This window comes from Bacillus sp. FSL R5-0416, from assembly GCF_037975425.1.
Lineage (GTDB): Bacteria > Bacillota > Bacilli > Bacillales > Bacillaceae > Bacillus > Bacillus subtilis.
On sequence record NZ_CP150252.1, the window covers coordinates 2,362,133 to 2,387,456 of the forward strand.

The following is a 25,324-nucleotide window of genomic DNA, read 5'->3' on the forward strand; positions in this document are numbered from 1 at the left end:
AGACCAACATTGTCTTTACATCAGCTCAAGCTTCGTTTGCTTTTTTGAGACCACAAGAAAGTAAGCAAGCGCGATTGAGAAGATGCTTAGCCAAAATGTTCCGTATCCTATTTCAGTCATATAATCAGAAAGCATTGAATACCGCGGCATCATATCAAACAAGTAGTCAATGACATCGTTATGCAGTGTCCAGACTGCAGCAATTGCAAGATGCCAAAATGAAAAACGAAAATACGGACTGTATAATACGCCTTGAACAGCCATTGCAAAATGCGAAGCAATTAGCATGTAGCCCTCCCACGGCAAGTCACCAGTTACTGCAAGCACAAGAAAATTCATAGCCACCGCCCATAGGCCATACTTTACGAGGGTAACTAGCGCAAGCGCCTCTAAAAGCGGAGCATTCCGTTTCATGAGAAAGGCAAGCAGCACAAACAGAAAGAAAAACGTTGCTGTCGGACTGTCCGGAACAAAAATCAGGAAACGGGCCGGTGTCTCCAAAAGCTGCGGCAAGTACCAATAGTAGCCGTAAACCGTTCCCAGAAAATTAATGGCTAAGACAAGAATAAGCATCGGCCGCTGCCCTAATACATATTGAAACCATTTCACATCGAATCAACTCTCAGTCTGTAAAAATAATATGTCCATATAAAAAAGCTGACGCCGGGTCAGCTTTTGATAATAAAAGTATATCCTTCCATTTGACAATTCACAATACGTTATTTTGCGGTTGTTTCAGAAATAAATTTTGCAAGTTCTTCGAGCTGCTTATCATTTCCTTTGAACACACCCGCCGGCATTTTGCCTTTCCCTTCTACAGCTATTTTTTTGATTTCATCCGGTTTCAGCCCGCTGTCAACCAATGAAGGCCCGGCCGCTCCTCCCTGAAGGTTATCCCCATGGCAAGAAATACAGCCCTGTTCCTTAAAAACCTTATATCCTTCTGCATTGGTGTCAATGTCGGCTTCTTTTGTGATTTTCCCCTGTTCTTCTGCCTTGGCCCAGTCATGAGTAGCAACTGACTGCCACGTCAAAAATACAGCAGCGGAAATGGCCAGAAGCATCATACCGACAGCGACCGGACGCTTCCACGGCCTTCTTTCTGTCCCTCTGTCTAGGAATGGAGCCAAAAGCAGGGCCCCAAAAGCGAGACCTGGCATAATCATGGCGCCGACCACTGTAAAGCTTCCGGCGGCGTATTCATACTTCAACAGCTGGTATAAGAAAAGAAAATACCAATCCGGCAGCGGAATATAACCAGTATCAGTCGGGTCCGCCATCCGCTCTAAAGGCGGCTGATGCACAATTGTCAAAACGAGAAAACCGATGAGAAAGACAGCTCCAACCATCCATTCCTTTAACAAGAAATTTGGCCAGAAAGCCTCTGTTTTACCGGGATACTCCGAATAATCCTTCGGTATATTCGGCTTTTTTTCAGCCGGTATCCTTGAGTCGCCTACAAATTTCATCCCTTTGCCCCGGTGCATGTCATCCCCTCCCTTTTATTCGCAGATCAAGAGTTTAAAGCGGTCCTGAAATGCCCTGCTTCCGGATCATAATAAAATGTGCAGCCATCAGCCCGAACAATGCGGCAGGAAGAAAAAATACATGGATCGCAAAAAACCTAGTCAGCGTTTGGGCGCCTACAATATCCGGATGCCCTGCAAGGAGCGTTTTAACTTGCGTTCCGATCAAAGGCGTGGCTTCGGCGATCTGCAGCCCGACTTTTGTTGCAAACAGAGCCTTCATATCCCAAGGAAGCAAGTAGCCTGTAAAGCCAAGACCGAGCATAACAAAAAAGATCAGCACACCGACAATCCAGTTCAGCTCGCGCGGTTTTTTATACGCGCCTTGGAAAAAGACCCTCAGCGTATGTAAAAACATCATCACAATGACCAGGCTCGCACCCCAGTGGTGCATCCCCCTGACAATCTGGCCGAATGCCACTTCATTTTGCAAATAATATACCGATTCCCAGGCATTTTTGATATCAGGCACATAATACATCGTTAAAAACATTCCAGATAATACTTGGATAACGGTTACAAAAAACGTCAGTCCCCCAAAGCAATACACAAACGCAGAGAAATGATGGGCGGGATTCACATGTTCCGGTACTTCGTGATCGGCAATATCCCTCCACATCGGTGTAATATCAAGCCGCTCGTCTACCCAGTCATAAATTTTGTTCAGCATGTCACCCTTCCCCCTTAGGCTTTGCTTTTCCAAGATACAGGAAGCCGTCTTTTACTTCTTGCTCATAATGATCAAGAGGCGCAAGCGGCGGCGTGCCAGGGACATTGGTGCCGTCCTTTTCATAGAGTCCGTAATGGCATGGACAAAAGAATTTATTCGGGTTTTTAGGATCACTATTCCAGTTCACCGTACACCCTAAATGTTTACAAATTGGCGAAAGTGCTACAATTTCATCCCCGTTTTTGAAGACCCAGGCTGATCTTGACTCTTCTGACTCATACCAGGCATCGACTTGATTAATTTTAAAATCAAAGCGCTGCGGCTCTTTTGTCAACTCATCAACGCTGACAACCTGAACCATATCCTGCTTCCCTGTCGATTTTAATACCGGGTCGAGTGCGAAGCGAACCATAGGCATGAGCATACTAGCCGCCATAAAACCTCCTACGCCTGTGAGCGTGTAATTCAAAAATTGACGTCTGGATATATCATGTTTTCCGCCCATCTCTTCTCCCCCCTCTAGGTCACCCCTGCAAACTGACTAAAATAGAAAATATTGCAATAACTCTAGACACCCTCATAATATATGAATCTCTCAGCAAGGTCAATATAGCCAAAATATTGTTCATAAGGAAATGTAAGTGTTTTTATGAAGTGCTCCATAACTGTAACAAAACGTTCAAAATTTCAGCAGTGCGTTCATCCAATATTTTTCTTTTTAAAGAGTCATTTAAATGCTCTAATGGAACAGACGGTGTAACAATCATTTTGCCTAACGCATCCTCAGCTCTCCAACTTTCGTCAGATGTGAGCAGGACAACATGCGGAAATTCCGTTATCAGCTCTTCCCGCAAATCCTTAAGCCCTTGAACGGTTATTTCATTTCTATCAACATATGTATAAGGCGGAAGTAAATATACCCGTCCCTTTAACTGCCTTTCAAGTTCTTCTGAGAGAAGCTGCGTAAACTCGCCTTTCTCCGCCGCCATTTTAAAATGGTTATTAACCCTTATGTTAATTAATGGTATGACAGCGGTATCAATGTAATCCTTAGCTTGTAAATAGTCCTTGGCATCAGTGATTCTCCACCTCATCGTTCTCCCCCTTTACGGCAACAAGCCTTGCAATTCACTGCAAGGCTGGTCATATTATGTGAGCTGATTTAATTGGCGCGATAATTGTTCAAATGCCTCTTTATCATGACGATCTAACGCGTCGTCAATGTCTTTTAATAATTTTTCTCTTTGGAATGTGGAAATAGCGTGCTCTAAAATCTGTTCCGCCAATCCCTGATCTTTTTTATTCTCAAAAAGGTTTTTCGGAATATGCGGGTTGGACTCCAGCACCGCCGCATATTCAGGTGAGCTGTAAGCCGAACGGAAATTAAGCTGGATAAACAAATCCTGCTGTTTATTTAATCTAATATCATGAAAAGATTTTTCCGCGTCGGTAGTCATGACATTCTCTTTATAGAACCGGAACGGAACTTCTTCAACACAATGTGTTGACATTATAATGCCTCTCGGGCAAAATTCAGCCTGCTCCACAAAATGAACCTTCTCCATGAGAGAATCATGGCTCATTAAGTAGTTCAAGATCCAAACGCACTCTCGGCGCTTTAACTGATAATGGTTTAAAAACCAACGGATAAAATCTTTTTTCTCATTGACAGAAACAGGGGTCTGCATGTAATTCCCTCCTCTATCGTTCGTATAATCTATATACTTATATGTTCCACATGAATGGTTAATATTCCTGCTTATCTAGAAAATTCATCCTCGATTCGCAAAATCGTTTCTTCCAGCTCTTCATTGGCTCCGTCCATTTCAAGAACCTTTTTCAAAAGCGGCAACGCTTCTTTTTGAAGGCCTTCTTCTAATAGGAAGCTTGCGTATTCATATAAGAAATCTCTATCCTCCCGGTAATGAAGATAGGCAGCCTCAAAGGATTGTTTTGCTTCCTCGTATTGCTCTAATTCAGTATATGCGCTTGCAAGATACCAATTGTATTTCGGATCTTCTTCACCGTAGCTTCGAACCTCTTGAATAAGATCAATGATCTGATCATAATCCTCTTCTTTGTGATACACGGCAAGAAGTGTATGAAGCGCCTCGACAAAGCCCGGATCAAGCGCAAGCGCCTCCTGAAGCAGCTTTTTCCCCTCTTCTGACTTCCCGATTTTTAAGGCCATTTTGGCGGCATAAAGGAAAAGTTCTTTGTTATATTCATCATATCTGATACCCTCTTTTGCCGTTTTTAATGCCTCTTCATACATTCCTTCAGCTTCATAGCTTTTCGAGAGCGGCATATAAAGTGAAGTATAAGATGGATCAAGCTCCTTTAAATCAGACAGCTGCTTAATAGCTGTTTTCACAAGCCCCGCCTGTAAGGCTGTAAAACCATAGCCGAAAATCGTATTAGGATCAGGATTCTCATCGACAGCTTTCTCGTACCATGGAATGGCATCCTCAAATTCACCTGAGGCACTTAACGATTCTGCCAGTCTTTGATGGACATTAACGCCTCCGATCTCCCCCTGCTCCTCAGCCGTTGTTTTAAAATATTGAACCGCTTTTGCATAGGCTCCCTGAGCAAAGTAAAGTTCTCCCAGTGCAAAATCAATAACAGGTTCATTGTCCAGAATGGACTTTGCTTGTAAAAGCTTTTGTTCACTGACTTCGAATAACCCCTGCATCTGATAAAGATCCGCCATAAGCAGCAAACTTTCTGGATATGATGGATCTGTTTCCGGAATAGTCTCCAGCACAGCGAGGGCTTTTTCTTCTTCGTCAATATCTATTAAAAGTTCAGCGTAGAAATTCGTCAGTTCTGTTTCATTTGGATATAAATCATGCAGATCACTAATCAGTGAAATTGCTTTTTCTACATCGCCCCACTCGTAATAAAGCTGGGCTGCAATGGCTTTATCTTCATCATGCAGCTGTTTTTCAGCCTTCGAGAGCGTGTTGAGGCCTTTTTCTGTTTCACCTGCTTCAACTAATTTTATGGCTTCTTGAATCAATGTATTCAAATCGGACCGGTCCTTTCTTTTCCTATACAACATCAACCATACAAAAAAGCTTTATTTGTTCGGGTTAATCTTATCATAATTCAGACGAATGCCCCCGGCAAATAAGATGCTTCTGTACGGAAGGGAATTATTGAGTCTTATTAGTTTACCAAAAGATCTTGAGATAGAAAATGAAAAAAGGAAGATCGCCCTCTGTACAGTAAAGCAGCTCTTTGACCTGCCGGCTTGTAAGTAAAGCACATCCCCCCTTTTTGTTTTTCTATCCCCTCTATAAGACAAGCTATGTTTTTTCGCCTCGAATTATGATCTGCATAAAAAATCCTGAAGTAAAACTTCAGGATTTTTTCGAAAGCTTATTTAAATGCTCGAAGAAGGTTGGATAAGAAACGTGAATGGCATCCGTGTGCTCGATTTCAATCGGCTCCTCCGTTATACAGGAAGCAATACCAAGCATCATTCCGATTCGATGATCTCCGTGGCTGGACACTGCCGCGCCGCCTTTCAACGTTTGTTTACCATAAACCTTCATTCCATCTGCTGTCGGTTCAATTTCAGCACCCAGCTTGCGAAGCTCAGAAACAACAGTATCAATACGGTTTGTTTCTTTCACTTTTAGCTCTGCCGCGTCCTTAATAACGGTAGTTCCTTCCGCCTGAGTCGCAAGAAGCGCGATGATAGGGATCTCATCAATTAAACGCGGAATGATATCTCCTCCGATTTCAACTGCTTTTAGAGATGACGTTTCTATAATCAAATCTCCATAAGGCTCTGCACCGCTATCAGCAGATGGTTTGATTTCAAGTTTTGCCCCCATGTTTTGAAGGACGTCAATAATACCTGTCCGAGTCGGATTTAAACCTACGTTTTTCAATACAATTCTGCTGTTTGGAACCATCGCGCCAGCAGCAAGGAAAAACGCGGCTGAAGAAATGTCTCCAGGAACAAAAATATCAGCAGCTGTCAGTTTCTGGCCACCAGCAATGGAAACACTCGTTTGATCTTCAGAAAGCTTAACGCCAAAAGCAGAAAGCATCCGCTCAGTGTGGTCCCGAGATTTATGGGGCTCTGTGACAGTTGTTGTGCCCTCAGCCTGTAATCCGGCCAGCAAAACAGCAGATTTAATTTGCGCGCTTGCAACAGGTGATACATAATCAATTCCTTTTAATGAAGCGCCGCTCACTGACAGCGGTGTAAACTCTCCTCCGGCTCTGCCGTCGATTTTAGCCCCCATTTTTTTCAAAGGCTCAGTCACACGCTTCATTGGGCGCTTCGCAATGCTCTCATCTCCGGCTACCGCGCTGTAAAAAGGACGGCCCGCCAATATTCCGAGCATCAGGCGAATGGTTGTACCTGAATTTCCGACATCTAAAAGGCTTTCTGGCTCTTTCAGGGCATCGATTCCTTTTCCGTGAATCACGACATCGCTGCTGCTTTGCTCAATGTGAACACCCATTTTTCTAAAGCAATCGATCGTGCTCAGACAATCTGCTCCCGGCAGAAAGTTTTTAACTGTTGTTGTGCCTGCCGCTAGCGCGCCAAACATAACAGAGCGGTGAGAAATGGATTTATCACCGGGAATATGTATTTCTCCATGTAAGGTCTGCACTTTTTCTCGTTTCATTTTTTCCACCTCAATCAGCATAAAAAGTTTCATATTCCGCCCGGGCTTCAATGCATTGTTCTGCCCTTTTGCGGTCGTCATCAGACTGAAAACTGATCCTTAAAATCCCGTTAATATCCTCTCGTGTTTCGATAATGCGGATATTCGTGATACTGATGCGCTCCGCAGCTAAGATAGCTGTTATCTCGGATATTACACCCGGATGATCGGGTACATCCACATATAAATCATAAAATGCAGGTATCGCTCCCTTCTGCCGAAGCGGCAGCCCGTCGCGATAATCCTTGGCTGTTTTAAAATAACGAAATAGATTTTCCGCATCTTCTTGTTCTACATATGTACGGATCTTGTCAATTTCACGAATCCACTCATCAAAACGGTCTAAGATTTTATCTTTATTATGTAATAAAATATCCCGCCACATTGCAGGGCTGCTTGATGCAATCCTTGTAATATCTCTGAACCCGCCGGCAGCAAAACGCTTAACAAGCGGATACAGGTTTTCCGAATGATGGGTTTGGTGAACAAGACTGGCTGCTACAATATGCGGAAAATGACTGATTACACTTGTAACGCCATCATGCTCCTCCGGCGACATTTCCACAAAATGGGCATTCGTTCCCTTCAGCAGGTTTTTTAACTGTTCCACAGCTTGTTTGTCCGTTTTCTGGCCTGGCGTTAAAATATAAAATGCATTTTCAAACAGGAACTCCTTCGCAGCGGCCACTCCTGATTTATGTGAACCCGCCATCGGATGTCCTCCGACAAATTGATAGCGGCTAGGCAGCACTTGATCAGCGTAATCAACCACTTTTTGCTTTGTGCTTCCTACATCCGTAATCAAAAGCTCATGTTCAATTCCTGAATGAGCCAGCTCTTCAAGCATAACCAGTGTTTGTTCAACAGGTGTCGCAATGATTACTGTAGCTGCCTCTTTCGCACCGCTAATAAACGAATCAGCACGATCGTCTATCACGCCTAATTTTAATGCCGCTACCGCCTGTTCATCAGAGATGTCGATTCCGATAATCCGTTTGCCGGGATGATTTTTTTTGATGGCTAGGGCAATCGAACCGCCTATCAATCCGAGACCGGCGAGCAATATTGTATCTTTCATTTGATTCATACGTCATCACCTGGTTTATAGACTAAAGAGGTGATATTTGATCACCTCTTATAAAATTTCAGCTAAAATGGCAAGTATTTCTTCATTTTGCTCTTTTGTTCCGATCGTAATCCGGAGTGATGTCGGGAAACCTAATGCATTTCCTGACCGGACGATATAGCCTTTTTCCAGCAGAGCCTGAAACAGTTCATCAGCAGGACGTTTAAAGTCAATTAACACAAAATTTGTCTGTGAAGGGTAGCACTTTAAACCATGAGTTTTCGCAAAATCATAATACTGCTGAAGGCCTGCATTATTTTGCTCGACACAGGAAGCAATAAACGCTTGATCATCAAGTGCGGCAATCGCCGCAGCCTGGCCCAGACGGCTCGTATTAAACGGCTCTCTCGCCGGCTCTATCTGGCGAATCAGGTTCTCGTCAGCAATTCCGTATCCGACTCTGAGCGCTGCCAGACCGTATGCCTTTGAAAATGTGCGCAAAATCATCAAATTGGAATACTTGCTTAAGAGCGGCACGGTTTCCGGGTAATCCTCTGCTGTTACATATTCATAATATGCTTCGTCAAGAACGACAAGGACACGAGAAGGAACGTGCTCCAGAAATGTGAGTAATTCTCCTTCAGATGTATAAGTGCCAGTCGGATTATTCGGGCTGCATATCCAAACGACTTGTGTCTGTTCGTCGATGGCTTCTAACATGGCGTCTAAATCATGTGAGCCGTCGGGACGAAGTGCAATTTCACGTACTTCAGCACCTTCAATAACCGCATTATGTTTATATTGCGGAAAAGTCGGGGCAGCAGTGATCGTATTGGTTTTATTGTTTAGAAATGCCCGGCAGATGATCTGAATGATTTCATCGGAACCGTTGCCGAAAATAAGTGATGTTTCGCTGACATCGAGGTGCTTACTGAGCCTTGTCCGCAAAGCGGCGCTATACCCGTCCGGGTAAAGGGCTAGCTGTTGAATCTCATGATGAAGCGCCTCTTTTGCAGCCTCTGAACAGCCGTAAGGATTCTCGTTTGAAGCAAGCTTCACAACTTTATCCAAGCCATATTCTGATTTCACTGCTTCAATCGGCTTTCCAGGCTGATAAGGCTTCAGCTGTTTTAAATGTTCTTTGATACGCAAATCAGTCACCTCATTTTAAACTGTACAAGCCGCCAAACGCCATTGCATAATCCTCAAACTCCTGCAGCGCCTGATTTCTCGTTTCAGCGCTGATGAGCCGGTCCTTTAATTCTTCTATTTTTCTGACGAGCGCGCTTCCCACTACGACACCGTCACTAATTTCATTCATCTTTATGACCTGTTCACGGTTTGATATACCGAACCCTACAGCGACCGGAACAGTGCTGAGATTCTTCACTGTCCGAATGAACGGGTACACGGATGAATTGAACTCATTGCGGACACCGGTCACACCCAGAGAAGACACACAGTAGACGAAGCCCTCGGCTTGTTCAATAATGGTTTTCAAACGGCTTTCGCTTGTCGGCGCAACCAAAGAAATATACGTCACCTCATGGCTTTTACATTCCTCTTGAAGGCTGGCGCTTTCTTCTAGTGGCAGATCCGGAACAAGCAGACCGTCAATATGATTTTCCCGCAGTAAAGCGAAAAAGTATTCTTTGTTCAATTGTAACACAGGATTATAATACGTAAAGAGGATAATCGGAATATTCACTCCGTTTTTTTTCATTTCTCCGCCTAATTCGATTGCCTTTACGATATTCATTCCTTGATCAAGTGCCCGCTTTGAAGCCCGCTGGATCACCGGACCGTCTGCAAGCGGGTCAGAGTATGCAACACCAAGCTCCAATGCAGTGGCGCCTGCTTTTTGAAGCGACTTCGCCAGTTCAATCGAAACCTCAGGAACTGGATCGCCCGCCGTAATAAACGGGATAAACAATTTTTCTGATGGTTGAAGATCCAATTTAAACATGGGCTTTCACCTCTTCTTCCAATACCATCATTAATGTGTTGACATCCTTGTCTCCCCGTCCTGATAAACAGACGAGAATGAGTTGACCGCGATCCATTCCTTTGGCGAGTTTGAATGCTTTCGCTAACGCATGGGCAGATTCGATTGCCGGCAAAATCCCCTCTTTTTCTGACAAAAGCTTTAATGCATCCACCGCTTCTTCATCAGTGATACTGTCATAAGTGACACGGCCGCTCTTATGCAAGTGTGCGTGCTCCGGACCGATTCCAGGATAGTCGAGACCGGCTGAAATAGAGTAGGGCTCAATAATTTGCCCGAATTCATCCTGAATGAGATAAGTCAATGAACCGTGAATAACCCCTACGGTTCCTTTCGAAATAGTGGCGGCATGAAGAGGCGTATCAATTCCTTTTCCTGCTGCTTCAGCGCCGATCAGTTCAACATCTTCATTTAAAAATGCCTGAAACATACCTATCGCATTGCTTCCTCCGCCTACACATGCCACTACTTTATCAGGCAGAGTGCCTTCAATACGTTTCAACTGGTCCTTCGCTTCCTCTCCGATCATTTTTTGAAATTCACGGACCACTTGCGGATAAGGATGCGGGCCGACAACTGATCCAATCATATAAAAGTGATCCTCACAATGCTGAACCCAGTACCGGATCGCCTCATTTGTGGCATCCTTCAATGTTCCGTTTCCGCTTGTTACAGGCACTACCTCCGCTCCAAGAAGCTTCATGCGGAAAACGTTCAGAGACTGGCGGGCAACATCCTCTTCACCCATAAACACAGTACAGGAAAAGCCGAATTTGGCTGCAACTGTTGCAGCGGCAACGCCATGCTGGCCAGCACCGGTTTCAGCAATGATTTTCGTTTTGCCCATTTTTTTAGCAAGCAGCGCTTGACCTAGCGCATTATTGATTTTATGAGAACCTGTATGGTTTAAATCTTCTCGTTTCAAATAGATTTTCGCGCCGCCTAAGTATTCAGTGACTCGATCAGCGTATGTTAATGCAGTCGGCCGTCCGGAATAGTCCTTTAACAGCTTATAATATTCTTCACGAAAAACAGGATCATCCTTGATTTGCTTAAATGCTGTTTCTATTTCATCTAACGGCTGCATGAGTGTTTCCGGAACAAACTTTCCGCCAAAATCACCGTATCTGCCTATTTCATTCGGATATGGATACATATCGGTTCATCCTTTCTTCTAAAAGCCTCATCAGATTCTGATCTTTTTGTCCGTTTTTTTCAATTCCGCTGGCAAGGTCAATTCCTTCTGGCTGCCATTTCAATAGGCCTGTGATGCTATCCGGATTCACGCCGCCAGCGATAAAGCAGCGTTTACCAATAGCCGCATGCTGATATTCCGGCACACATTCCCAAGAAAATGCAACACCAGTTCCGCCTCTAGACCCTTTTACAGATGAATCAATCACAAAGCCGTCAACATTATCTTTAAAGCGGGCTATTTCTTGAGTTGTGTTATCTTGATGGTGAAGCGCCTTCCATATTTCACAGCCTGTCAGCTTGCGAAGAGCATCAGCATCCGCCGGTTTTTCATCACCGTGAAGCTGAATGACGTCGAGCTTCAAGCTCTTGGCAATACGTGACATCGTCTCTATTGATTCATTAACAAAAACACCTGCAACCTGTTTTTCGACACGAACTTGGTTCAGCCATTTTTTTACATCTTGCGGAGATACTTTTCGTTTGCTTTCAGCAAAAATAAATCCTAGGTAATCAGCCTGTGATTCCGCCGCAAGCTGCAAATCCTTTAGTGACCGAATACCGCAATATTTTAATGCCGGTTTCTTCAAAACCTCACTCCCTAAACAAAGCATGGATTGCTTTACGCTGAGAAGTTTGTCTCATCAATGATTCACCGATAAGTACAGCTCGCGCCCCATGTTCATTGACAAATGTTAAATGTTCTAAAGAACCGATTCCGCTTTCGCTGACAAGCAAGGATTCTTTCGGAACGAGAGATGCGATTTGTTCTGTCTGCTTTACAGATGTTTCAAACGTTTTTAGGTTTCGATTATTTACGCCGAGAATGTCGGGTGTGAACACTTTCAATATTTGTTCTAGCGTTGATGCATCATGAACCTCCACTAACACGTCCATCCCCTTTTCACCTGCTTCAAGATATAATTCATGAAGGTGTAAGGGATCAAGCACCTCGCCGATTAACAATATGGCATCCGCTCCGATTCTTCTTGATTCCTCTACTTGAAGAGAATCAATAATAAAATCTTTTCTAAGTACAGGAATCGAAACAGCACGCTTTACGTCTGATAAATAGCTGTTTTCCCCTTGAAAAAACAGGGTGTCTGTTAAAACGGAAATCGCATCTGCCTTCGCAGCCTCATAGTCTTTTGCAATCTGCACAGGTACAAAATCCTCTTTAATAAGCCCTTTTGACGGCGATGCTTTCTTCACTTCGGCAATCAACCCGATAAACCGATTCGGGCTTGCCAGCGCCTCCTTAAATGAACGTTTCTCGAAAGGCTGCTCTACCGGCAGAACCAGTGTTTTCACTTCTTCTTTCTTTTGTTTGATGATTTTTTCAAGCATAGATCTCTTCCTCTTTCTGCTTTAGTCGTTCAAGCTGCGCGGCAGCGCCTCCGCTTGTAATCGTCTCTAACGCCAGCTCCGTTCCTTCCTTCAGTGAGGCGGTAATTCCCGCCGTGTAAATCGCAGCACCCGCATTAAAAGCCGTAATAGATAAAGCGGAACTGCTGCTTTTATTTTCAAAAATATTCTGAATGAGATAAGCGCTCTCTTTCGGAGACTGCACCTGTAAATCTTCAAGTCTGCCATTTGTGAAACCGAAATCTTCGGGTGAAACGGTATACTCCCGGCGCTCTCCGTCCTTTAATTCAATCACGTCGGTCGGTGCTGTAATTGAAAGCTCATCTAAACCGTCACGGCTTGATACAAACATAACGTGCTTCGGCTGAAACGTCTCCAGTGCGCTTGCCATCAGTCCAGCTTTTTCAACAGAATAGACCCCAATCACCTGACGCTTCGCCTGTAAAGGATTGCTGAGCGGTCCAAGCAGATTAAATACCGTTCTGAAACCTAGCTCTTTTCTAGTACCTGCTACATGTTTCATAGACGAATAGTAAAGCGGCGCAAAAAGAAATCCCATGTTGTTTGTTTCAATGCTGCTTTTGACCTTTTCGGGAGTGGTTTGAATAGAAACCTCTAGCTCCTCTAAAACATCAGCGCTTCCGCTTTTAGAAGAGACAGAGCGATTGCCATGCTTAGCGATTTTCGCGCCAGCTGCCGAGGCAACAATTGCCGAGGCCGTTGAGATATTAAAAGTGGAAATACCGTCTCCCCCTGTTCCGCATGTATCAACAATATCAGGAAGTCCATCGACTGTAAGAGCGTGTGCCCGCATTGCCTTCACAAAACCCGCAAGCTCTTCTGGCGTCTCCCTCCGATGAGCAAGAATAGACAATATACCACCCATTTCAGAAGGAGTCATTTCCCCTGCCATCATCATATTCATCAGCGTTTCAGCCTCACCGGCAGTAAGGGTTTTTCCGTCAACGCACAATTGTAGAAATCTGTTCATCAGCTTTATCCTCCTTGCTATGAAACATGTCTTCTGCAATATGAATCGTTTTCAGCAGCGCACCGGCTTTATTACAGCTTTCTTCGTATTCGGCTTCCGGAACAGAATCAGCAACAATGCCAGCACCTGCCTGTATCGATGCAACGCCGTTCTTTACACTCATCGTGCGAATCGTAATACAAGAGTCGATATTCCCGTCAAACCCAATGTAGGCAATACATCCTCCGTATGTCTCTCTCGGTGTTGGCTCGAGCTCTTGCAAAAGCTGCATGGCACGGATTTTGGGTGCGCCTGTTAAAGTCCCCGCCGGGAAAGCAGACATCAGTGCATCGACAGGATGAACCCCTTTTTTCAATCGGCCTGTAACCACCGAGATAATGTGCATGACATGTGAAAAGGAAACAATTTTTGTGAACTCCGGCACAGAAACAGAACCATACTCTGCTACTCTGCCGATATCGTTTCGGGCAAGATCAACGAGCATGTAATGCTCCGCTTTTTCTTTTTCATCCTTCATGAGCTCAACCTTCAGTCTCTCATCTTCAGCTTTGTCTGCACCGCGTTTTCTCGTACCGGCAATCGGATGGATTTCCAAGTGCCCGTCTTGAACGTGGATTAACCGTTCCGGAGAGCTGCCGACTATTTCTCTGTCTAGCAGTTTCATATAATACATATACGGCGAAGGATTGACGATCCTAAGCACTCGGTATAACTCAAAAGCATCTGCTTTTATCGGCACCTCAAATTTTTGTGATAAAACACCCTGGAAGATATCTCCTGCTTTTATATAGCCCTTGATTTTTTCTACATCAGCCATAAAAGCCGATTTTTCATAATTAGAAGATACCGTCTCAAAGCTGGGTGTCTTGTATGAATCAGCAGAGAGAAACAGCTCTTTTATGTTTTTTTGGTCCATCATTTTTTCGATGAGATTTTGGAGCTCCAAATGATTTTGATGGAATACATCCATTTTTTCGTTTTCTGTTTCCTCTCCAGTAAGCCTTGCATATTGGATAAAGTGGACGTTTTTGGTTTCATGATCATACGCAATTAATGTCCGGCAAACAAACAGCATACACTTTTCCATGTCTGTTTCTTTTGTATGCGAAGGAACAGAAGGTTCAATCAGCGGGATCATATCATAGCTTAAGTACCCGACAGCTCCGCCGACAAAAGGAATGCCAAGCTGAGGTGTTTTGATTTTGTATGTGGTATTCATCCAGTTCAGCACTTCTTTTAGTTCATTTCCTGTGTAAAGAGATTTGCTGTCCTGATCAGCGGCCGAAAAACAGCCCTGCTCTTCTTTAATTGTGAGAAATGGATTCAGGCCGATAAACGAATATCTGGACCAAGTGGATGTATCGTCCTTGCTTTCAAGAAGATACGTAATCTCCCTGTCAAGCTTCTCTATCATTTGAATGGGTGTCAGTGTATCGACTGTGAAGGTCTCCACAATCGGTATCGTGTGGTGGGACAAGCTGTCCTCTAAAAATGCGGAAATGTTTGATTGGAAATTCATTGCTCTCACTCCTTATGGCAAGGAGAATGAGAAGATGGCATGAGAGGATAAAATACTATATAACAAATAAACCCAAAAGAAAGACTTCTTTTGGGTAGAATAAACATACATGTCTCAGCTCAACTAAACTCATTCTCTGCTACCCTATTCTCTAACTCAACTCATTCTAATCGCTTTATACACACTCTTGTGTATTTCTAAGCTATTCTTATCGTATTACAATTCAGTATTTTTTGTCAATGATAAATCGGGCCTCAATACGACGGCTTTTTCTAAATATACATGTCTGATCTGATCCTGAGGGACATCTGTCTGGACGGTCATCATGACTCTTATGCACTTTTTCAGACCGCCTGTTACGTCCATTTCCTGCATACATGTTACCGGTACATACTGCCATCCTGAAAGCTCACGAACAGCTTTTGCCGGGAAAACAGCGTGCAAATCAGGTGTAGCCGAAAGAAGCATTTGAACAACATCTTCCGGTTTTGTATGATTTTCTTCTATGATTTTCTCTAACAGCTGTTTTGTTTTTTGTAAAATTTCTTCTTCAGTATCCCGTTCAACTGTAGTTGCTCCGCGAATTCCGCGAATCATCATGATGTCTCCTCCAATCGCCATTTGTTCAGCCAGCTCTCAAGTTCATTTCTGGAAAATGTATGATCAGCAACTTTCCCTAATTCGTTGAGCACAATAAACTGAATCTTCCCGCCGCGGGTTTTCTTATCATTCATCATACGGTCCAAGAGAACCGAAGTTTCCGTCTCTTTTCTGATTTGACTTGGATAACCCAGGCTTTTTAGCCAGCTGACCAAACGTTTTCTGTCCATTTCACAGCCTACAGTCTTTTCGCTTATATATAAAGCAAACTGCATTCCGAGGGCTACGGCATCACCGTGAGTGATCTGCCCGTATCCATATTCCGCCTCAACGGCATGACCGAGCGTATGCCCAAAGTTTAAGTAAGCTCTTATCCCCTCTTCTTTTTCATCCTGCTGAACGACAGACGCTTTAATTGAAATGCCTTTAAAAATCATGTCATTCAGCTGATCATTGGTGATATCACGCAGTGAGTGGATATTCAGCAGCTCCTCCAGAAACGCTCTGTCATAGATAAACGCGTGTTTAATCACTTCTGCCATTCCGGACCTAAGCTCTTTTTCAGGCAGAGAACGCAGGAAATCTGTATCATAGAGCACGGCTTTCGGCTGATAAAACGCACCGATTAGATTTTTTCCAAGCGGATGGTTCACGGCTACTTTTCCTCCGACTGCGCTGTCATGCGCCAAGAGCGTCGTAGGCATTTGAATGAAATCAATGCCGCGCATAAAAGTGGCTGCCACAAACCCAGCAAGATCTCCTACAACACCGCCTCCAAAAGCAATGATGCATGAGGAGCGATCCATATGAAATCGAATCGCTTCACTCTGCAGCTTTGTGTACATGTCCATGGATTTTGCCTGCTCTCCACTCGGTACCGTCACTTTTTTCACAGGCCATTTTTCTTGCAGCAAATGGAGCATTTCATCACCATACAGGCGGTCCACTTCTTCATCCGTGACAAGCATAATCCTTGTTAAAGGCCTGTTTAAAGAGGTTAATAGTTCGCAAGCCTTTTTTCTGATACCTTGTCCGATAAAAACAGGATATGACGAGGAAGCAGTTTGAACATGCAGTGTCTTCATTAAAATTCCCTCGACAGTTTTCTCATATTCTCCACATTTTCTCTAATGCGGTCAATTTGATCTAATCCGAATTGTTCAACGACTGCGTTCGCAATTTCCCAAGCGACAGCCGCTTCAGCGACTACACTTGCCGCAGGAACAGCACAGCTGTCTGAACGTTCAATGCTGGCAGAAAACGGTTCTTTCGTTTCAATATCGACACTTTTCAGCGGTTTATACAAAGTCGGAATCGGCTTCATGACTCCGCGGACAACAATCGGCATCCCTGTCGTCATGCCGCCTTCCAGTCCTCCAAGTCTGTTAGTAGCACGGGTGTATCCTTTTTCCTCGTCCCAAATGATCTCATCATGGACTTCGCTTCCATTTCGCCCTGCTGCCTCAAATCCGATGCCGAATTCCACACCTTTAAATGCGTTAATTGACAGAACAGCGGCAGCAAGCTTGCTATCCAGCTTGCGGTCATAATGGACATAGCTGCCCACGCCTACGGGCATTCCCTCGACAATGACTTCTACTATTCCGCCGATGGAATCTCCGTTTGCCTTTGCTTCATCAATGGCAGCCATCATTTTTTTGCCTGCCTCTTCATCGTAGCATCTGACAGGAGACTCTTCCGTTACGCGCTGCAGGTCTTCAATTGACGTATATTCTGTTTTTTCAGCTTTAACAGCGCCAATTTGCAACACGTGGCCCGCCACCTTAATGCCAAGCTCAGAAAGAATCTTTTTAGCTACAGCCCCTGCCGCCACTCTGACAGTTGTTTCCCTTGCTGAAGAACGCTCAAGCACATTTCTCATATCACGATGATTATATTTAATTGCACCGTTTAAGTCAGCGTGCCCAGGTCTCGGTCTGGAAATCTGGCGCTTCATTTCCTTTTCTTCATCTTCTGTAATTGGAGCGGCGCCCATGATTTTTGTCCAATGCTTCCAATCGTTATTTTCAACTACGAGAGCAATTGGTGAACCGAGTGTACGTGCATGGCGCACCCCGCTCATAATTTTGGCCTGGTCTTTTTCGATCTGCATGCGGCGGCCGCGGCCGTGTCCTTTTTGGCGTCTGGCAAGCTCAAAATTGATATCTTCCTCCGTTATGTAAAGCCCGGCAGGTACACCCTCAATAATGGTTGTCAGTTGGGGGCCGTGTGATTCTCCGGCTGTTAAATATCTCATGACTTCTTCTCCCTTCATCGCATTAACGCTTTTAAGTAAGACTACTATAACATATTTTTCAGCAAAAAGTCAGTCTATCTTTTTTGATAAAAGAATGTATCGGCTGGTACTAGGCCAAATTTCTCGGGGTTGAAGATTTGCTCGGTGCTGCCGACAAAAAGAACTCCATTCTTCTTCAAGCTATGTGCCATTTTTAAATACAGCTCTTCCTTCGCGCTTTCTGTAAAATAAATAAATACATTGCGGCACACGATTAAGTCAAAGTCTTGTTCATAACGATCCGCCAGCAAATTGTGCTTTTTGAATGTAATATTCTTTTTGATTTCCGGTTTCACTTCATAACTTCTATTTGCGTTTTGCGTAAAATAACGATCTTTCACAGATAGCGGCACTTCCTGTAAAGACCGCTCCTGATAAACGCCTTTTTTGGCTTTTTCCAAAGCTTTTTCATCAATATCCGTCGCCAAAATCTGATAACCCGGAAGACCTTTTTGCTGGTCCAAAAGCATGGCAAGCGTGTATGGCTCCTCCCCCGTTGAGCAGGCGGCACTCCAAATCTTTAAAGGCCTAGAGGTCTTGATTAACGGCAGAATTGCAGTCTCAAGAACTTCCCATCTTTTATAATTACGATAAAATTCTGAAACATTGATCGTCATTCTGTCCAATGTTTCATTTAAGAGAGCTTGATCCTTTTCCAATGCCGCAGCAAAGTCCTTAAAGCTTTGGAACCCCTTTTTCTCATAAAGTGACGTTAGCCTTCTCTTCATTTGTGCTTCTTTATATAGTGTTAAATCGACTCCGGTTAATTGTTTCCATTTCGTTGTAAATACGCTGTATGTATCCATCTCTACTCTCCCAGTCTCGCTGTCTTTTTGTCCTAGTATAGCTTGTTTTATCAGGAAATTGTATTGTTTCAATAAAAAAATCAGCTTTTCAGCTGATTTTAGATCGTTGGGAAAGGCAGAGGTCTGATGCACACTGCCATTCAACCCTTTATTCACTTTAATGTAAACCTTTACAAAACAGATCAAAAACCGGCGGCGTTATATGATGCCGGCTCTGTTACTTATTTTCACAATGATTAATAGATCCAGCCTGCCATAAGCTGCTGATATGATACTAATTCTTCATTCTTAAAGAAAATGTTAATCTCGCGTTCTGCACTTTCGAGAGAATCAGAGCCGTGGATGATGTTTTTTCCGACAAACATGCCATAATCCCCACGAATCGTACCAGGTAAAGCTTCTTTAGGGTTTGTCTTCCCGATCAGCTGTCTCGTTACTTCAATGACATTTTCGCCTTCCCACACCATTGCGAATACAGGTCCTGAAGTAATAAACTCAACGAGCTCTCCGAAGAAAGGCTTTCCTTGATGTTCGGCGTAGTGTTTCTCAGCCATCTGTTCAGTCACTCTCATTAACTTGGCACCAGCTAATTGTAAGCCCTTACGTTCGAATCTAGATAAAATGTCCCCAATGAGCTGACGTTGGACACCGTCTGGTTTCACCATGATAAAAGTCTTTTCCATCATATTCTCCACCCCATCATTATGTATGTATAGGCTTTCACACTGCACACCGAAATCGTAACATCTTTCTGATAATTAATCAATCCGGGGCGGAGAAATTTCTTAATATCTACAAAAATTAAAATTTTCTTTTACCGATATATTTTGCGATGGCTGCAAGAGACGAGCGTGCGCGCCCTCGAGGAAGCGTGTTTAATTTCTGAAAAGCTTTCTGCAGATACATTTCGCTTACTGCCATAGATGCTTCAATTGCATCTGTTTTTTTGATTTCTTCAATGATTGGTTCAAGTTGTTCCTGCGTTGTCTCACTGTTAATCAATTTAAGCTGGTTTTTTAATGCAGGATTTTTCAGGGCATACAGCACTGGCAATGTGACGTTTCCTTGAAGCAAATCTCCTCCAACGGGTTTACCCAGTTCTTCTTCAGTTGAAGTAAAATCAAGAATATCATCAATAATCTGATAAGACATGCCGACGTAATACCCAAACCAGTACAATGCCTTATGAATCTTCTCATCAGCTCCAGACGCAATGGCACCAAGCTGGCAGCTGACCGCGATCAAGAGAGCCGTTTTTCTTTTGATACGGCGGAGATACGTTCTGAGATTTTGTTCCATGTTGTATTTGTCTTTGATCTGCTCAATTTCCCCTAGACAAACTTCAACGATCGTCTGTGACAAAATCCTATGGGCTTTCGGTTCGTTAATTCTCGTCATCATTTCAAGAGATCCCGCAAGCATATAATCGCCTGTGTACATCGCAATACGATTGTCCCACTTTGCTTTGATTGTCGGTTTTCCTCGGCGAAGCTCCGCATCATCAATGACATCATCATGGACCAAAGATGCCATGTGAATCATTTCCAGAGTGACGGCGACATATTTAATCTTATTAATATCGTAATCGCCAAACATGCCGGAAAGCAGCACGAAAACAGGCCGAATACGTTTCCCTCCGGCCTGCAGCAGGTGAAGACCTGCCTCGCTTAAAAGCGGGTAATCGGAACGTACGGTTTGTTCCAGTTCTCTTTCGATTACATCAATATCGTCATTTAAAAAAGAGTAGGCCATTTTAAATTTCATATCATTCACCCAAACATCTGTGTTTTCATTTCCATCCGATATGCGTGGCAGCGACTCCGCCAGTAAACGAATGATATTTAACATTTTTCAGGCCCGCCTCTTCAAACAGGCCTGCCAGTTCCTTCATTCCAGGGAAATCTCTGGCTGATTCTTGAAGCCAAGAATATTCTTTATAGCTCTTCGCAAACAGTTTCCCGAAAAACGGCATAATATACTTAAAGTACATAAAGTAAGCCTGTCTGAATCCGAACATTTCCGGCTGGGACGTTTCCAGACATACCACCTGCCCACCCGGCTTCACTACACGTCTCATCTCTTTCAGTACAGTCAAGTAATCAGGGACATTGCGGAGTCCGAAGCCAATGGTGACATAATCAAATGTATCATCATCAAAAGGAAGCTCCATCGCATTTCCGTGCAGCAGTTCAATTTGGCTGAATCCGCCGTCTTTTACTTTCTGCTCGCCGACACTCAGCATATTTTCACTGAAATCCAAGCCCTTGATCTCGCCGCTTTTGCCGGCCGCTTTTGCAAGAGCGATCGTCCAGTCAGCCGTTCCGCAGCAGACATCAAGTGCTTTTGCGCCTTCTTTTACATTCATGATGCGCATCGTTTTATCGCGCCATTTTTTATGCTGCTGAAAACTGATGACAGAGTTCATTTGGTCATAGTTTTTATATATTTTTTCAAATACTCCGTGTACGCGCTGTTCTTTTGAGTCCTGCATAATGGTTTACCCTTCTTCCACTTTCTGATGATAGGTTTGATCTTGGCTGATTGTCTTCAGACGGTTTATTAAAATGTTCTGAATAGGTGAATTTAGAGGCAGAAGTGACTCAATGCTGTTTTTCGCTTTTTTAAAACAATCTTCTAATATCTCTTCTTTTGTTTTTCCCAGCTGTATAAAACTGCCGATCACATCCAGAAATGCATCATTTCCGTTCATAAGCCGCTTAAATACAAAAAAATCACTCGACAGCTTTTTCCAGCGCGGGAGGCTGAAGTGTTCCGCCACACGATGGAATAAAGCTGATTCAACGATGCCGACACTTTCGAAAAAATCGTTTTCGTCCTTGAAAGAACGGTCATACAGACGAATTTTATGTTCGTTGATTTCTTTAATGGCTGTAGCAAGCGTCCGAATCATGTAGATATCCTTCATTTCAGATAGTAAAGAGTAGTACAGCCCGCTGAAATAATCGCCCGCGAGAACAGTCAATTGGCGGTTTTTGTTTTCGTCTCGTTTTATGACTCTAGCTGTCGTCACTTCATCATGGGTATCAAGGGCGCTTTGTACAAGCATCGCTGTTACAATATAATTTTCTCTGTCGTTGTTTTTTATGTCAGCTTCTTCAAATAAAGCATGAAAAAGAAGAAGCTTATCCTCATCAATTTTCGGCGCAGAAATATGCTTCGCTAAATAAGGATGAGACAGCTTTTGTTTTAATTTCGTGTTCAGATTGGCTAAAGTTCCGTAGATGTCTTGCAAAAATATCACCCTTGTCCCCAAATTCACATTTATTTCTTAATCTATGTATGAGTTTTATCTTTTCATTCGCTTACGCAGGTATCATTATAGCATAAAAAAAAGAAATTGGCTGTATCCTCCCGCTGTTTGCGAGCATTTGCTTTTAACAGCGGGGACAGCCAGCTTATTTTTTTTCGCTTTTCATTTCTCCGTACGCGGTTTGAATCAGTGCCTCTCCTCTGACTTTAATGGCAGAAGTATGCTCTGTAAACTGAGCGATGATCACTTCTCCCTTGTCGAGTTTTTCGGAATGGTGAAACTTTGTGTCTGTTCCCCTTGTCAGGCCGATCACATTCACTCCGTCCTCAACGGCTTTAATGACGACAAAATCACTTGAATGCTTTTGGTTCATTTATAGCACCTTCTATCTTTATTAGTCCTGGCGTTTAATATGTTCCAATACTTCTGCACGGGCAGCGGCATCATCTTTAAAAACGCCTCTGACTGCTGAAGTCACAGTTTTCGCACCCGGTTTTCTTACACCGCGCATCGTCATGCACATGTGTTCCGCTTCAACCACTACCATTACGCCATGCGGATCAAGCGTTTCTACGATGCTTTCTGCAATTGTAGAAGTGATGCGTTCCTGAAGCTGCGGGCGCTTTGCAACGGCTTCAACGGCACGTGCCAGTTTGCTGAGTCCTGTGACCTTTCCGCCTCGCGGGATATATGCAACATGTGCTTTTCCATAAAAGGGAACAAGGTGATGCTCACACATAGAATGAAACGCGATATCTTTTACAAGAACAAGCTCCTCATGGTTTTCACCGAAGATAGTCTGGAAATGTTCTTTTGGATCTTCATTCAAGCCGGAGAATACTTCGGCATACATCTTTGCGACTCTTTTCGGAGTATCAAGAAGCCCTTCTCTATTCGGGTCTTCTCCGATCGCTTCTAAAATTTGACGAACAGCTTGTTCGATTTGCTCTTTATTAACTTCTTTCATGTTCTATGTCCTCCACCAATGAATACATTTAATTTCGATTCTAGCACATATGCCCCGCTAAAAGCAAAGTGAATGCCCTGTCAGGAAGCCCATGCTCTTGAAATATGAAAAGCCCCTTAGAAAGGGGCTTTTCTGTGAAGAAATAAAGTGTATGTAAGCTAGATGCATACACGATCTATATTCACAATTATTTTCCGGCAACTGCGTCTTTAAGCGCTTTACCTGGTTTGAAAGCAGGTACTTTGCTTGCTGGAATTTCGATTTCTTCACCTGTTTGAGGGTTGCGTCCTTTACGTGCAGAACGTTCACGCACCTCGAAGTTACCAAAACCGATCAGTTGGATTTTATCACCGTTTTTAAGTGCATCTAAGATCGTATCAAAAACAGAGTCAACTGCTTTTGTAGCGTCTTTTTTAGACAATTCGCTTGCTTCAGCAACCGCATTGATAAGTTCTGTTTTGTTCATGCCTTTCACCTCCTCCCAAAAGGATACATTCAGTTCGTTTATTATCATTTCTTCACAGTTCAGTCTGATTCTAAACCTGTCTCACAAAAAAATGAGAGCAGGCAAGAGAAAGACAATTAAACGGCTTTTTAAGAAAAACTGCACTCTGAGGAATGTTTGTCCAACAAAGTGAAGAATTTCTGTATGTAGAGTAACACATATAAAAAGCCATATCAAGCATTTTAAAGCGTCAATCCCTTGCTCGTCAAGGATTTAAGGTGATTTACCGAACAAATATTCCTTTTTTTCCTTTTTTCATCCTATTCCTTGATCCTTTTCCATTATTAAGAGCAAAGAAAAAAGACCTCCCATTCTATAAAGAGGTCTACCGGTATTACAGGATGATGGCGATTAAGCCGCCAGAGCCTTCGTTTATGATTCTTTCTAATGTTTCTTTTAATTTATACCGTGCGTTTTCAGGCATTAATGACAGCTTTGCCTGAATCCCTTCTCTCACAATTGAGCTCAGCGACCTTCCGAAGATATCGGAATTCCAGATGGAGAGCGGATCATCCTCAAAGTCCTGCATTAAATAGCGTACAAGCTCTTCACTTTGTTTTTCCGTTCCGATAATCGGGGCGAATTCGCTTTCGACATCGACTTTGATCATATGGATCGACGGAGCGACAGCTTTCAGCCTCACACCGAATCGCGAGCCCTGCCTTATAATTTCCGGCTCATCGAGACTCATATCAGCTAAAGCAGGCGCTGCAATACCGTATCCCGTCTGTTTGACCATTTTTAAGGCATCAGACACTTGATCATATTCTGTTTTCGCATGGGCGAAGTCTTGCATGAGCTCAAGCAGATGGTCTCTTCCTCTGATTTCGACGCCCACAACTTCTTTTAAGATTTGATCATATAGATGATCCGGCGCGTACAAATCAATTTCTGCCACCCCTTGGCCCAGCTCAATTCCGGCTAATCCGGCACTTTCAATGAATTCAAACTCGCTGAATTGGCCGACAACCCTGTCTACGTCCCGGAGCCGTTTAATATCCTTAACCGTTTCCTTCACGGACTCCTGATAGCTTTCACGCAGCCAATGGTTTTCTTTCAGCACCATTACCCAGCTTGGGAGATTGACATTCACTTCTAGCACCGGAAACTCGTAGAGGGCCTCTCTGAGCACATTCAGCACATCTGATTCCCGCATGCTCTCCACACTCATTGCCAATACCGGGATATCATATTTTTCGCTTAAATCCTGGCGCATGGCTTCCGTTTCCGGGTGATACGGCCTGACTGAGTTGATGACCATAATAAAAGGTTTGCCAACCTCTTTCAGCTCTTCAATGACTCTTTCTTCAGCCTCTATATAGTCACTTCTGGCGATATCTCCAATGGTGCCGTCTGTCGTAATGACAACTCCGATGGTCGAGTGTTCTTGAATGACTTTTCGTGTGCCGATTTCAGCAGCCTCATGAAATGGGATCGGTTCTTCGTACCAAGGCGTATTGATCATCCGCGGCCCGTTTTCATCTTCATATCCTTTAGCGCCGGGCACTGTGTAACCTACACAATCTACTAATCTTATATTCACATCGAGTCCGTCTGACACATGAACAGACATCGCCTGATTCGGAACAAATTTAGGCTCTGTAGTCATAATGGTTTTGCCGGCTGCGCTTTGCGGCAGTTCATCCTGCGCTCGGGCCCGGTCTGCTTCGTTACTGATATTCGGGAGCACCACAAGCTCCATAAATTTTTTAATGAACGTGGATTTTCCTGTACGGACAGCACCTACGACTCCTAAGTATATATCGCCTCCTGTTCGTTCAGCGATATCCTTGAAAATATCGACCTTTTCCAAGTGATCCCCTCCCGGACTTCCTATCCTTTTCAATTTTAT

General features: G+C 43.7%; 28 protein-coding genes. All 28 read right to left on the reverse strand.

Annotation, left to right across the window (positions count from 1 at the left end; all coding sequences use genetic code 11):
• Positions 1-15: 15 nt before the first annotated feature.
• Positions 16-609 (reverse strand): DUF1405 domain-containing protein, encoded by a 594-nt coding sequence (locus tag NYE20_RS12440; protein ID WP_167568130.1) that lies wholly within the window; start codon positions 607-609, stop codon positions 16-18.
• A 110-nt stretch (positions 610-719) separates the two neighbouring features.
• Positions 720-1,487 carry a menaquinol-cytochrome c reductase cytochrome b/c subunit gene (locus tag NYE20_RS12445; RefSeq protein WP_003225562.1) on the reverse strand — a complete coding sequence of 256 codons (768 nt, stop codon included), beginning with the start codon at positions 1,485-1,487 and terminating at the stop codon, positions 720-722.
• A 34-nt stretch (positions 1,488-1,521) separates the two neighbouring features.
• Positions 1,522-2,196: a menaquinol-cytochrome c reductase cytochrome b subunit gene (qcrB, locus tag NYE20_RS12450; RefSeq protein ID WP_003225560.1), complete on the reverse strand. Its 675-nt coding sequence runs from the start codon at positions 2,194-2,196 to the stop codon at positions 1,522-1,524.
• A 1-nt stretch (position 2,197) separates the two neighbouring features.
• Complete coding sequence (locus NYE20_RS12455) at positions 2,198-2,701, reverse strand: ubiquinol-cytochrome c reductase iron-sulfur subunit (protein ID WP_003230627.1); 504 nt, start codon at positions 2,699-2,701, stop codon at positions 2,198-2,200.
• A 142-nt stretch (positions 2,702-2,843) separates the two neighbouring features.
• Complete coding sequence (locus NYE20_RS12460) at positions 2,844-3,290, reverse strand: YpiF family protein (RefSeq protein ID WP_014480115.1); 447 nt, start codon at positions 3,288-3,290, stop codon at positions 2,844-2,846.
• A gap of 54 nt (positions 3,291-3,344) precedes the next feature.
• Positions 3,345-3,884, reverse strand: coding sequence for a ReoY family proteolytic degradation factor (locus NYE20_RS12465; RefSeq protein ID WP_004399171.1), 540 nt, complete (start codon positions 3,882-3,884; stop codon positions 3,345-3,347).
• 71 nt (positions 3,885-3,955) lie between these two features.
• A complete protein-coding gene (locus tag NYE20_RS12470) occupies positions 3,956-5,227 on the reverse strand; it encodes a tetratricopeptide repeat protein (protein WP_032726037.1) in 1,272 nt (423 codons plus the stop codon).
• A gap of 334 nt (positions 5,228-5,561) precedes the next feature.
• Complete coding sequence (aroA, locus tag NYE20_RS12475) at positions 5,562-6,848, reverse strand: 3-phosphoshikimate 1-carboxyvinyltransferase (RefSeq protein WP_031315588.1); 1,287 nt, start codon at positions 6,846-6,848, stop codon at positions 5,562-5,564.
• Between the two features lie 10 nt (positions 6,849-6,858).
• Positions 6,859-7,974, reverse strand: a complete 1,116-nt coding sequence (locus NYE20_RS12480) for a prephenate dehydrogenase (protein ID WP_014480118.1) — start codon at positions 7,972-7,974, stop codon at positions 6,859-6,861.
• Between the two features lie 48 nt (positions 7,975-8,022).
• Complete coding sequence (gene hisC, locus NYE20_RS12485) at positions 8,023-9,105, reverse strand: histidinol-phosphate transaminase (RefSeq protein ID WP_049141280.1); 1,083 nt, start codon at positions 9,103-9,105, stop codon at positions 8,023-8,025.
• Positions 9,106-9,115: 10 nt separating this feature from the next.
• Complete coding sequence (gene trpA / locus NYE20_RS12490) at positions 9,116-9,919, reverse strand: tryptophan synthase subunit alpha (RefSeq protein ID WP_032726040.1); 804 nt, start codon at positions 9,917-9,919, stop codon at positions 9,116-9,118.
• Complete coding sequence (gene trpB, locus NYE20_RS12495; RefSeq protein WP_339183118.1) at positions 9,912-11,114, reverse strand: tryptophan synthase subunit beta; 1,203 nt, start codon at positions 11,112-11,114, stop codon at positions 9,912-9,914. The genes trpA and trpB overlap by 8 nt, the downstream gene beginning before the upstream one ends.
• On the reverse strand, positions 11,095-11,742 hold the full coding sequence (locus NYE20_RS12500) for a phosphoribosylanthranilate isomerase (RefSeq protein WP_128737987.1): 648 nt from the start codon (positions 11,740-11,742) through the stop codon (positions 11,095-11,097). The genes trpB and NYE20_RS12500 overlap by 20 nt, the downstream gene beginning before the upstream one ends.
• A gap of 4 nt (positions 11,743-11,746) precedes the next feature.
• The gene (gene trpC / locus NYE20_RS12505; protein WP_032726043.1) at positions 11,747-12,499 is read right to left on the reverse strand and encodes an indole-3-glycerol phosphate synthase TrpC; all 753 of its coding nucleotides are present in this window, start codon (positions 12,497-12,499) and stop codon (positions 11,747-11,749) included.
• Positions 12,492-13,508 (reverse strand): anthranilate phosphoribosyltransferase, encoded by a 1,017-nt coding sequence (gene trpD / locus NYE20_RS12510; RefSeq protein ID WP_161621651.1) that lies wholly within the window; start codon positions 13,506-13,508, stop codon positions 12,492-12,494. The genes trpC and trpD overlap by 8 nt, the downstream gene beginning before the upstream one ends.
• Complete coding sequence (trpE, locus tag NYE20_RS12515; RefSeq protein WP_038828583.1) at positions 13,480-15,027, reverse strand: anthranilate synthase component I; 1,548 nt, start codon at positions 15,025-15,027, stop codon at positions 13,480-13,482. Before trpE ends, trpD begins: the two co-directional genes overlap by 29 nt.
• 216 nt (positions 15,028-15,243) lie before the next feature.
• Positions 15,244-15,627 carry a chorismate mutase gene (gene aroH / locus NYE20_RS12520; protein WP_004398675.1) on the reverse strand — a complete coding sequence of 128 codons (384 nt, stop codon included), beginning with the start codon at positions 15,625-15,627 and terminating at the stop codon, positions 15,244-15,246.
• Positions 15,624-16,712, reverse strand: coding sequence for a 3-dehydroquinate synthase (gene aroB / locus NYE20_RS12525; protein ID WP_021481545.1), 1,089 nt, complete (start codon positions 16,710-16,712; stop codon positions 15,624-15,626). Before aroB ends, aroH begins: the two co-directional genes overlap by 4 nt.
• Positions 16,712-17,884: a chorismate synthase gene (aroC, locus tag NYE20_RS12530; protein WP_004398727.1), complete on the reverse strand. Its 1,173-nt coding sequence runs from the start codon at positions 17,882-17,884 to the stop codon at positions 16,712-16,714. The genes aroB and aroC overlap by 1 nt, the downstream gene beginning before the upstream one ends.
• Before the next feature lie 74 nt (positions 17,885-17,958).
• Positions 17,959-18,729 carry a protein-glutamate O-methyltransferase CheR gene (gene cheR / locus NYE20_RS12535; RefSeq protein ID WP_014477188.1) on the reverse strand — a complete coding sequence of 257 codons (771 nt, stop codon included), beginning with the start codon at positions 18,727-18,729 and terminating at the stop codon, positions 17,959-17,961.
• A 236-nt stretch (positions 18,730-18,965) separates the two neighbouring features.
• Complete coding sequence (gene ndk, locus NYE20_RS12540) at positions 18,966-19,415, reverse strand: nucleoside-diphosphate kinase (protein WP_010886554.1); 450 nt, start codon at positions 19,413-19,415, stop codon at positions 18,966-18,968.
• Positions 19,416-19,530: 115 nt separating this feature from the next.
• Positions 19,531-20,493: a heptaprenyl diphosphate synthase component II gene (gene hepT, locus NYE20_RS12545; RefSeq protein ID WP_003246013.1), complete on the reverse strand. Its 963-nt coding sequence runs from the start codon at positions 20,491-20,493 to the stop codon at positions 19,531-19,533.
• Positions 20,494-20,518: 25 nt separating this feature from the next.
• A complete protein-coding gene (menG, locus tag NYE20_RS12550) occupies positions 20,519-21,220 on the reverse strand; it encodes a demethylmenaquinone methyltransferase (RefSeq protein ID WP_003230580.1) in 702 nt (233 codons plus the stop codon).
• A gap of 6 nt (positions 21,221-21,226) precedes the next feature.
• Positions 21,227-21,982 carry a heptaprenyl diphosphate synthase component 1 gene (gene hepS, locus NYE20_RS12555; RefSeq protein WP_014480130.1) on the reverse strand — a complete coding sequence of 252 codons (756 nt, stop codon included), beginning with the start codon at positions 21,980-21,982 and terminating at the stop codon, positions 21,227-21,229.
• A gap of 163 nt (positions 21,983-22,145) precedes the next feature.
• On the reverse strand, positions 22,146-22,373 hold the full coding sequence (mtrB, locus tag NYE20_RS12560; protein WP_003230576.1) for a trp RNA-binding attenuation protein MtrB: 228 nt from the start codon (positions 22,371-22,373) through the stop codon (positions 22,146-22,148).
• A 21-nt stretch (positions 22,374-22,394) separates the two neighbouring features.
• Complete coding sequence (gene folE, locus NYE20_RS12565) at positions 22,395-22,967, reverse strand: GTP cyclohydrolase I FolE (protein ID WP_003225516.1); 573 nt, start codon at positions 22,965-22,967, stop codon at positions 22,395-22,397.
• Positions 22,968-23,154: 187 nt separating this feature from the next.
• Positions 23,155-23,433, reverse strand: a complete 279-nt coding sequence (gene hbs, locus NYE20_RS12570) for a non-specific DNA-binding protein Hbs (protein WP_003153447.1) — start codon at positions 23,431-23,433, stop codon at positions 23,155-23,157.
• A 373-nt stretch (positions 23,434-23,806) separates the two neighbouring features.
• The gene (spoIVA, locus tag NYE20_RS12575; RefSeq protein WP_014480131.1) at positions 23,807-25,285 is read right to left on the reverse strand and encodes a stage IV sporulation protein A; all 1,479 of its coding nucleotides are present in this window, start codon (positions 25,283-25,285) and stop codon (positions 23,807-23,809) included.
• Positions 25,286-25,324: the final 39 nt, after the last annotated feature.

What these genes read in the sequence shown, in the direction of transcription:
- aroH (WP_004398675.1), bottom strand. Translation starts at nt 15,627, where the DNA reads ATGATGATTCGCGGAATTCGCGGAGCAACTACAGTTGAACGGGATACT.
- mtrB (WP_003230576.1), bottom strand. Translation starts at nt 22,373, where the DNA reads ATGAACCAAAAGCATTCAAGTGATTTTGTCGTCATTAAAGCCGTTGAG.
- trpD (WP_161621651.1), bottom strand. Translation starts at nt 13,508, where the DNA reads ATGAACAGATTTCTACAATTGTGCGTTGACGGAAAAACCCTTACTGCC.
- NYE20_RS12445 (WP_003225562.1), bottom strand. Translation starts at nt 1,487, where the DNA reads ATGCACCGGGGCAAAGGGATGAAATTTGTAGGCGACTCAAGGATACCG.
- aroB (WP_021481545.1), bottom strand. Translation starts at nt 16,712, where the DNA reads ATGAAGACACTGCATGTTCAAACTGCTTCCTCGTCATATCCTGTTTTT.
- NYE20_RS12455 (WP_003230627.1), bottom strand. Translation starts at nt 2,701, where the DNA reads ATGGGCGGAAAACATGATATATCCAGACGTCAATTTTTGAATTACACG.
- NYE20_RS12480 (WP_014480118.1), bottom strand. Translation starts at nt 7,974, where the DNA reads ATGAATCAAATGAAAGATACAATATTGCTCGCCGGTCTCGGATTGATA.
- trpB (WP_339183118.1), bottom strand. Translation starts at nt 11,114, where the DNA reads ATGTATCCATATCCGAATGAAATAGGCAGATACGGTGATTTTGGCGGA.
- hepT (WP_003246013.1), bottom strand. Translation starts at nt 20,493, where the DNA reads ATGAAATTTAAAATGGCCTACTCTTTTTTAAATGACGATATTGATGTA.
- trpA (WP_032726040.1), bottom strand. Translation starts at nt 9,919, where the DNA reads ATGTTTAAATTGGATCTTCAACCATCAGAAAAATTGTTTATCCCGTTT.
- NYE20_RS12460 (WP_014480115.1), bottom strand. Translation starts at nt 3,290, where the DNA reads ATGAGGTGGAGAATCACTGATGCCAAGGACTATTTACAAGCTAAGGAT.
- trpC (WP_032726043.1), bottom strand. Translation starts at nt 12,499, where the DNA reads ATGCTTGAAAAAATCATCAAACAAAAGAAAGAAGAAGTGAAAACACTG.
- ndk (WP_010886554.1), bottom strand. Translation starts at nt 19,415, where the DNA reads ATGATGGAAAAGACTTTTATCATGGTGAAACCAGACGGTGTCCAACGT.
- NYE20_RS12465 (WP_004399171.1), bottom strand. Translation starts at nt 3,884, where the DNA reads ATGCAGACCCCTGTTTCTGTCAATGAGAAAAAAGATTTTATCCGTTGG.
- folE (WP_003225516.1), bottom strand. Translation starts at nt 22,967, where the DNA reads ATGAAAGAAGTTAATAAAGAGCAAATCGAACAAGCTGTTCGTCAAATT.
- cheR (WP_014477188.1), bottom strand. Translation starts at nt 18,729, where the DNA reads ATGGATACATACAGCGTATTTACAACGAAATGGAAACAATTAACCGGA.
- qcrB (WP_003225560.1), bottom strand. Translation starts at nt 2,196, where the DNA reads ATGCTGAACAAAATTTATGACTGGGTAGACGAGCGGCTTGATATTACA.
- menG (WP_003230580.1), bottom strand. Translation starts at nt 21,220, where the DNA reads ATGCAGGACTCAAAAGAACAGCGCGTACACGGAGTATTTGAAAAAATA.
- trpE (WP_038828583.1), bottom strand. Translation starts at nt 15,027, where the DNA reads ATGAATTTCCAATCAAACATTTCCGCATTTTTAGAGGACAGCTTGTCC.
- aroC (WP_004398727.1), bottom strand. Translation starts at nt 17,884, where the DNA reads ATGAGATATTTAACAGCCGGAGAATCACACGGCCCCCAACTGACAACC.
- hbs (WP_003153447.1), bottom strand. Translation starts at nt 23,433, where the DNA reads ATGAACAAAACAGAACTTATCAATGCGGTTGCTGAAGCAAGCGAATTG.
- aroA (WP_031315588.1), bottom strand. Translation starts at nt 6,848, where the DNA reads ATGAAACGAGAAAAAGTGCAGACCTTACATGGAGAAATACATATTCCC.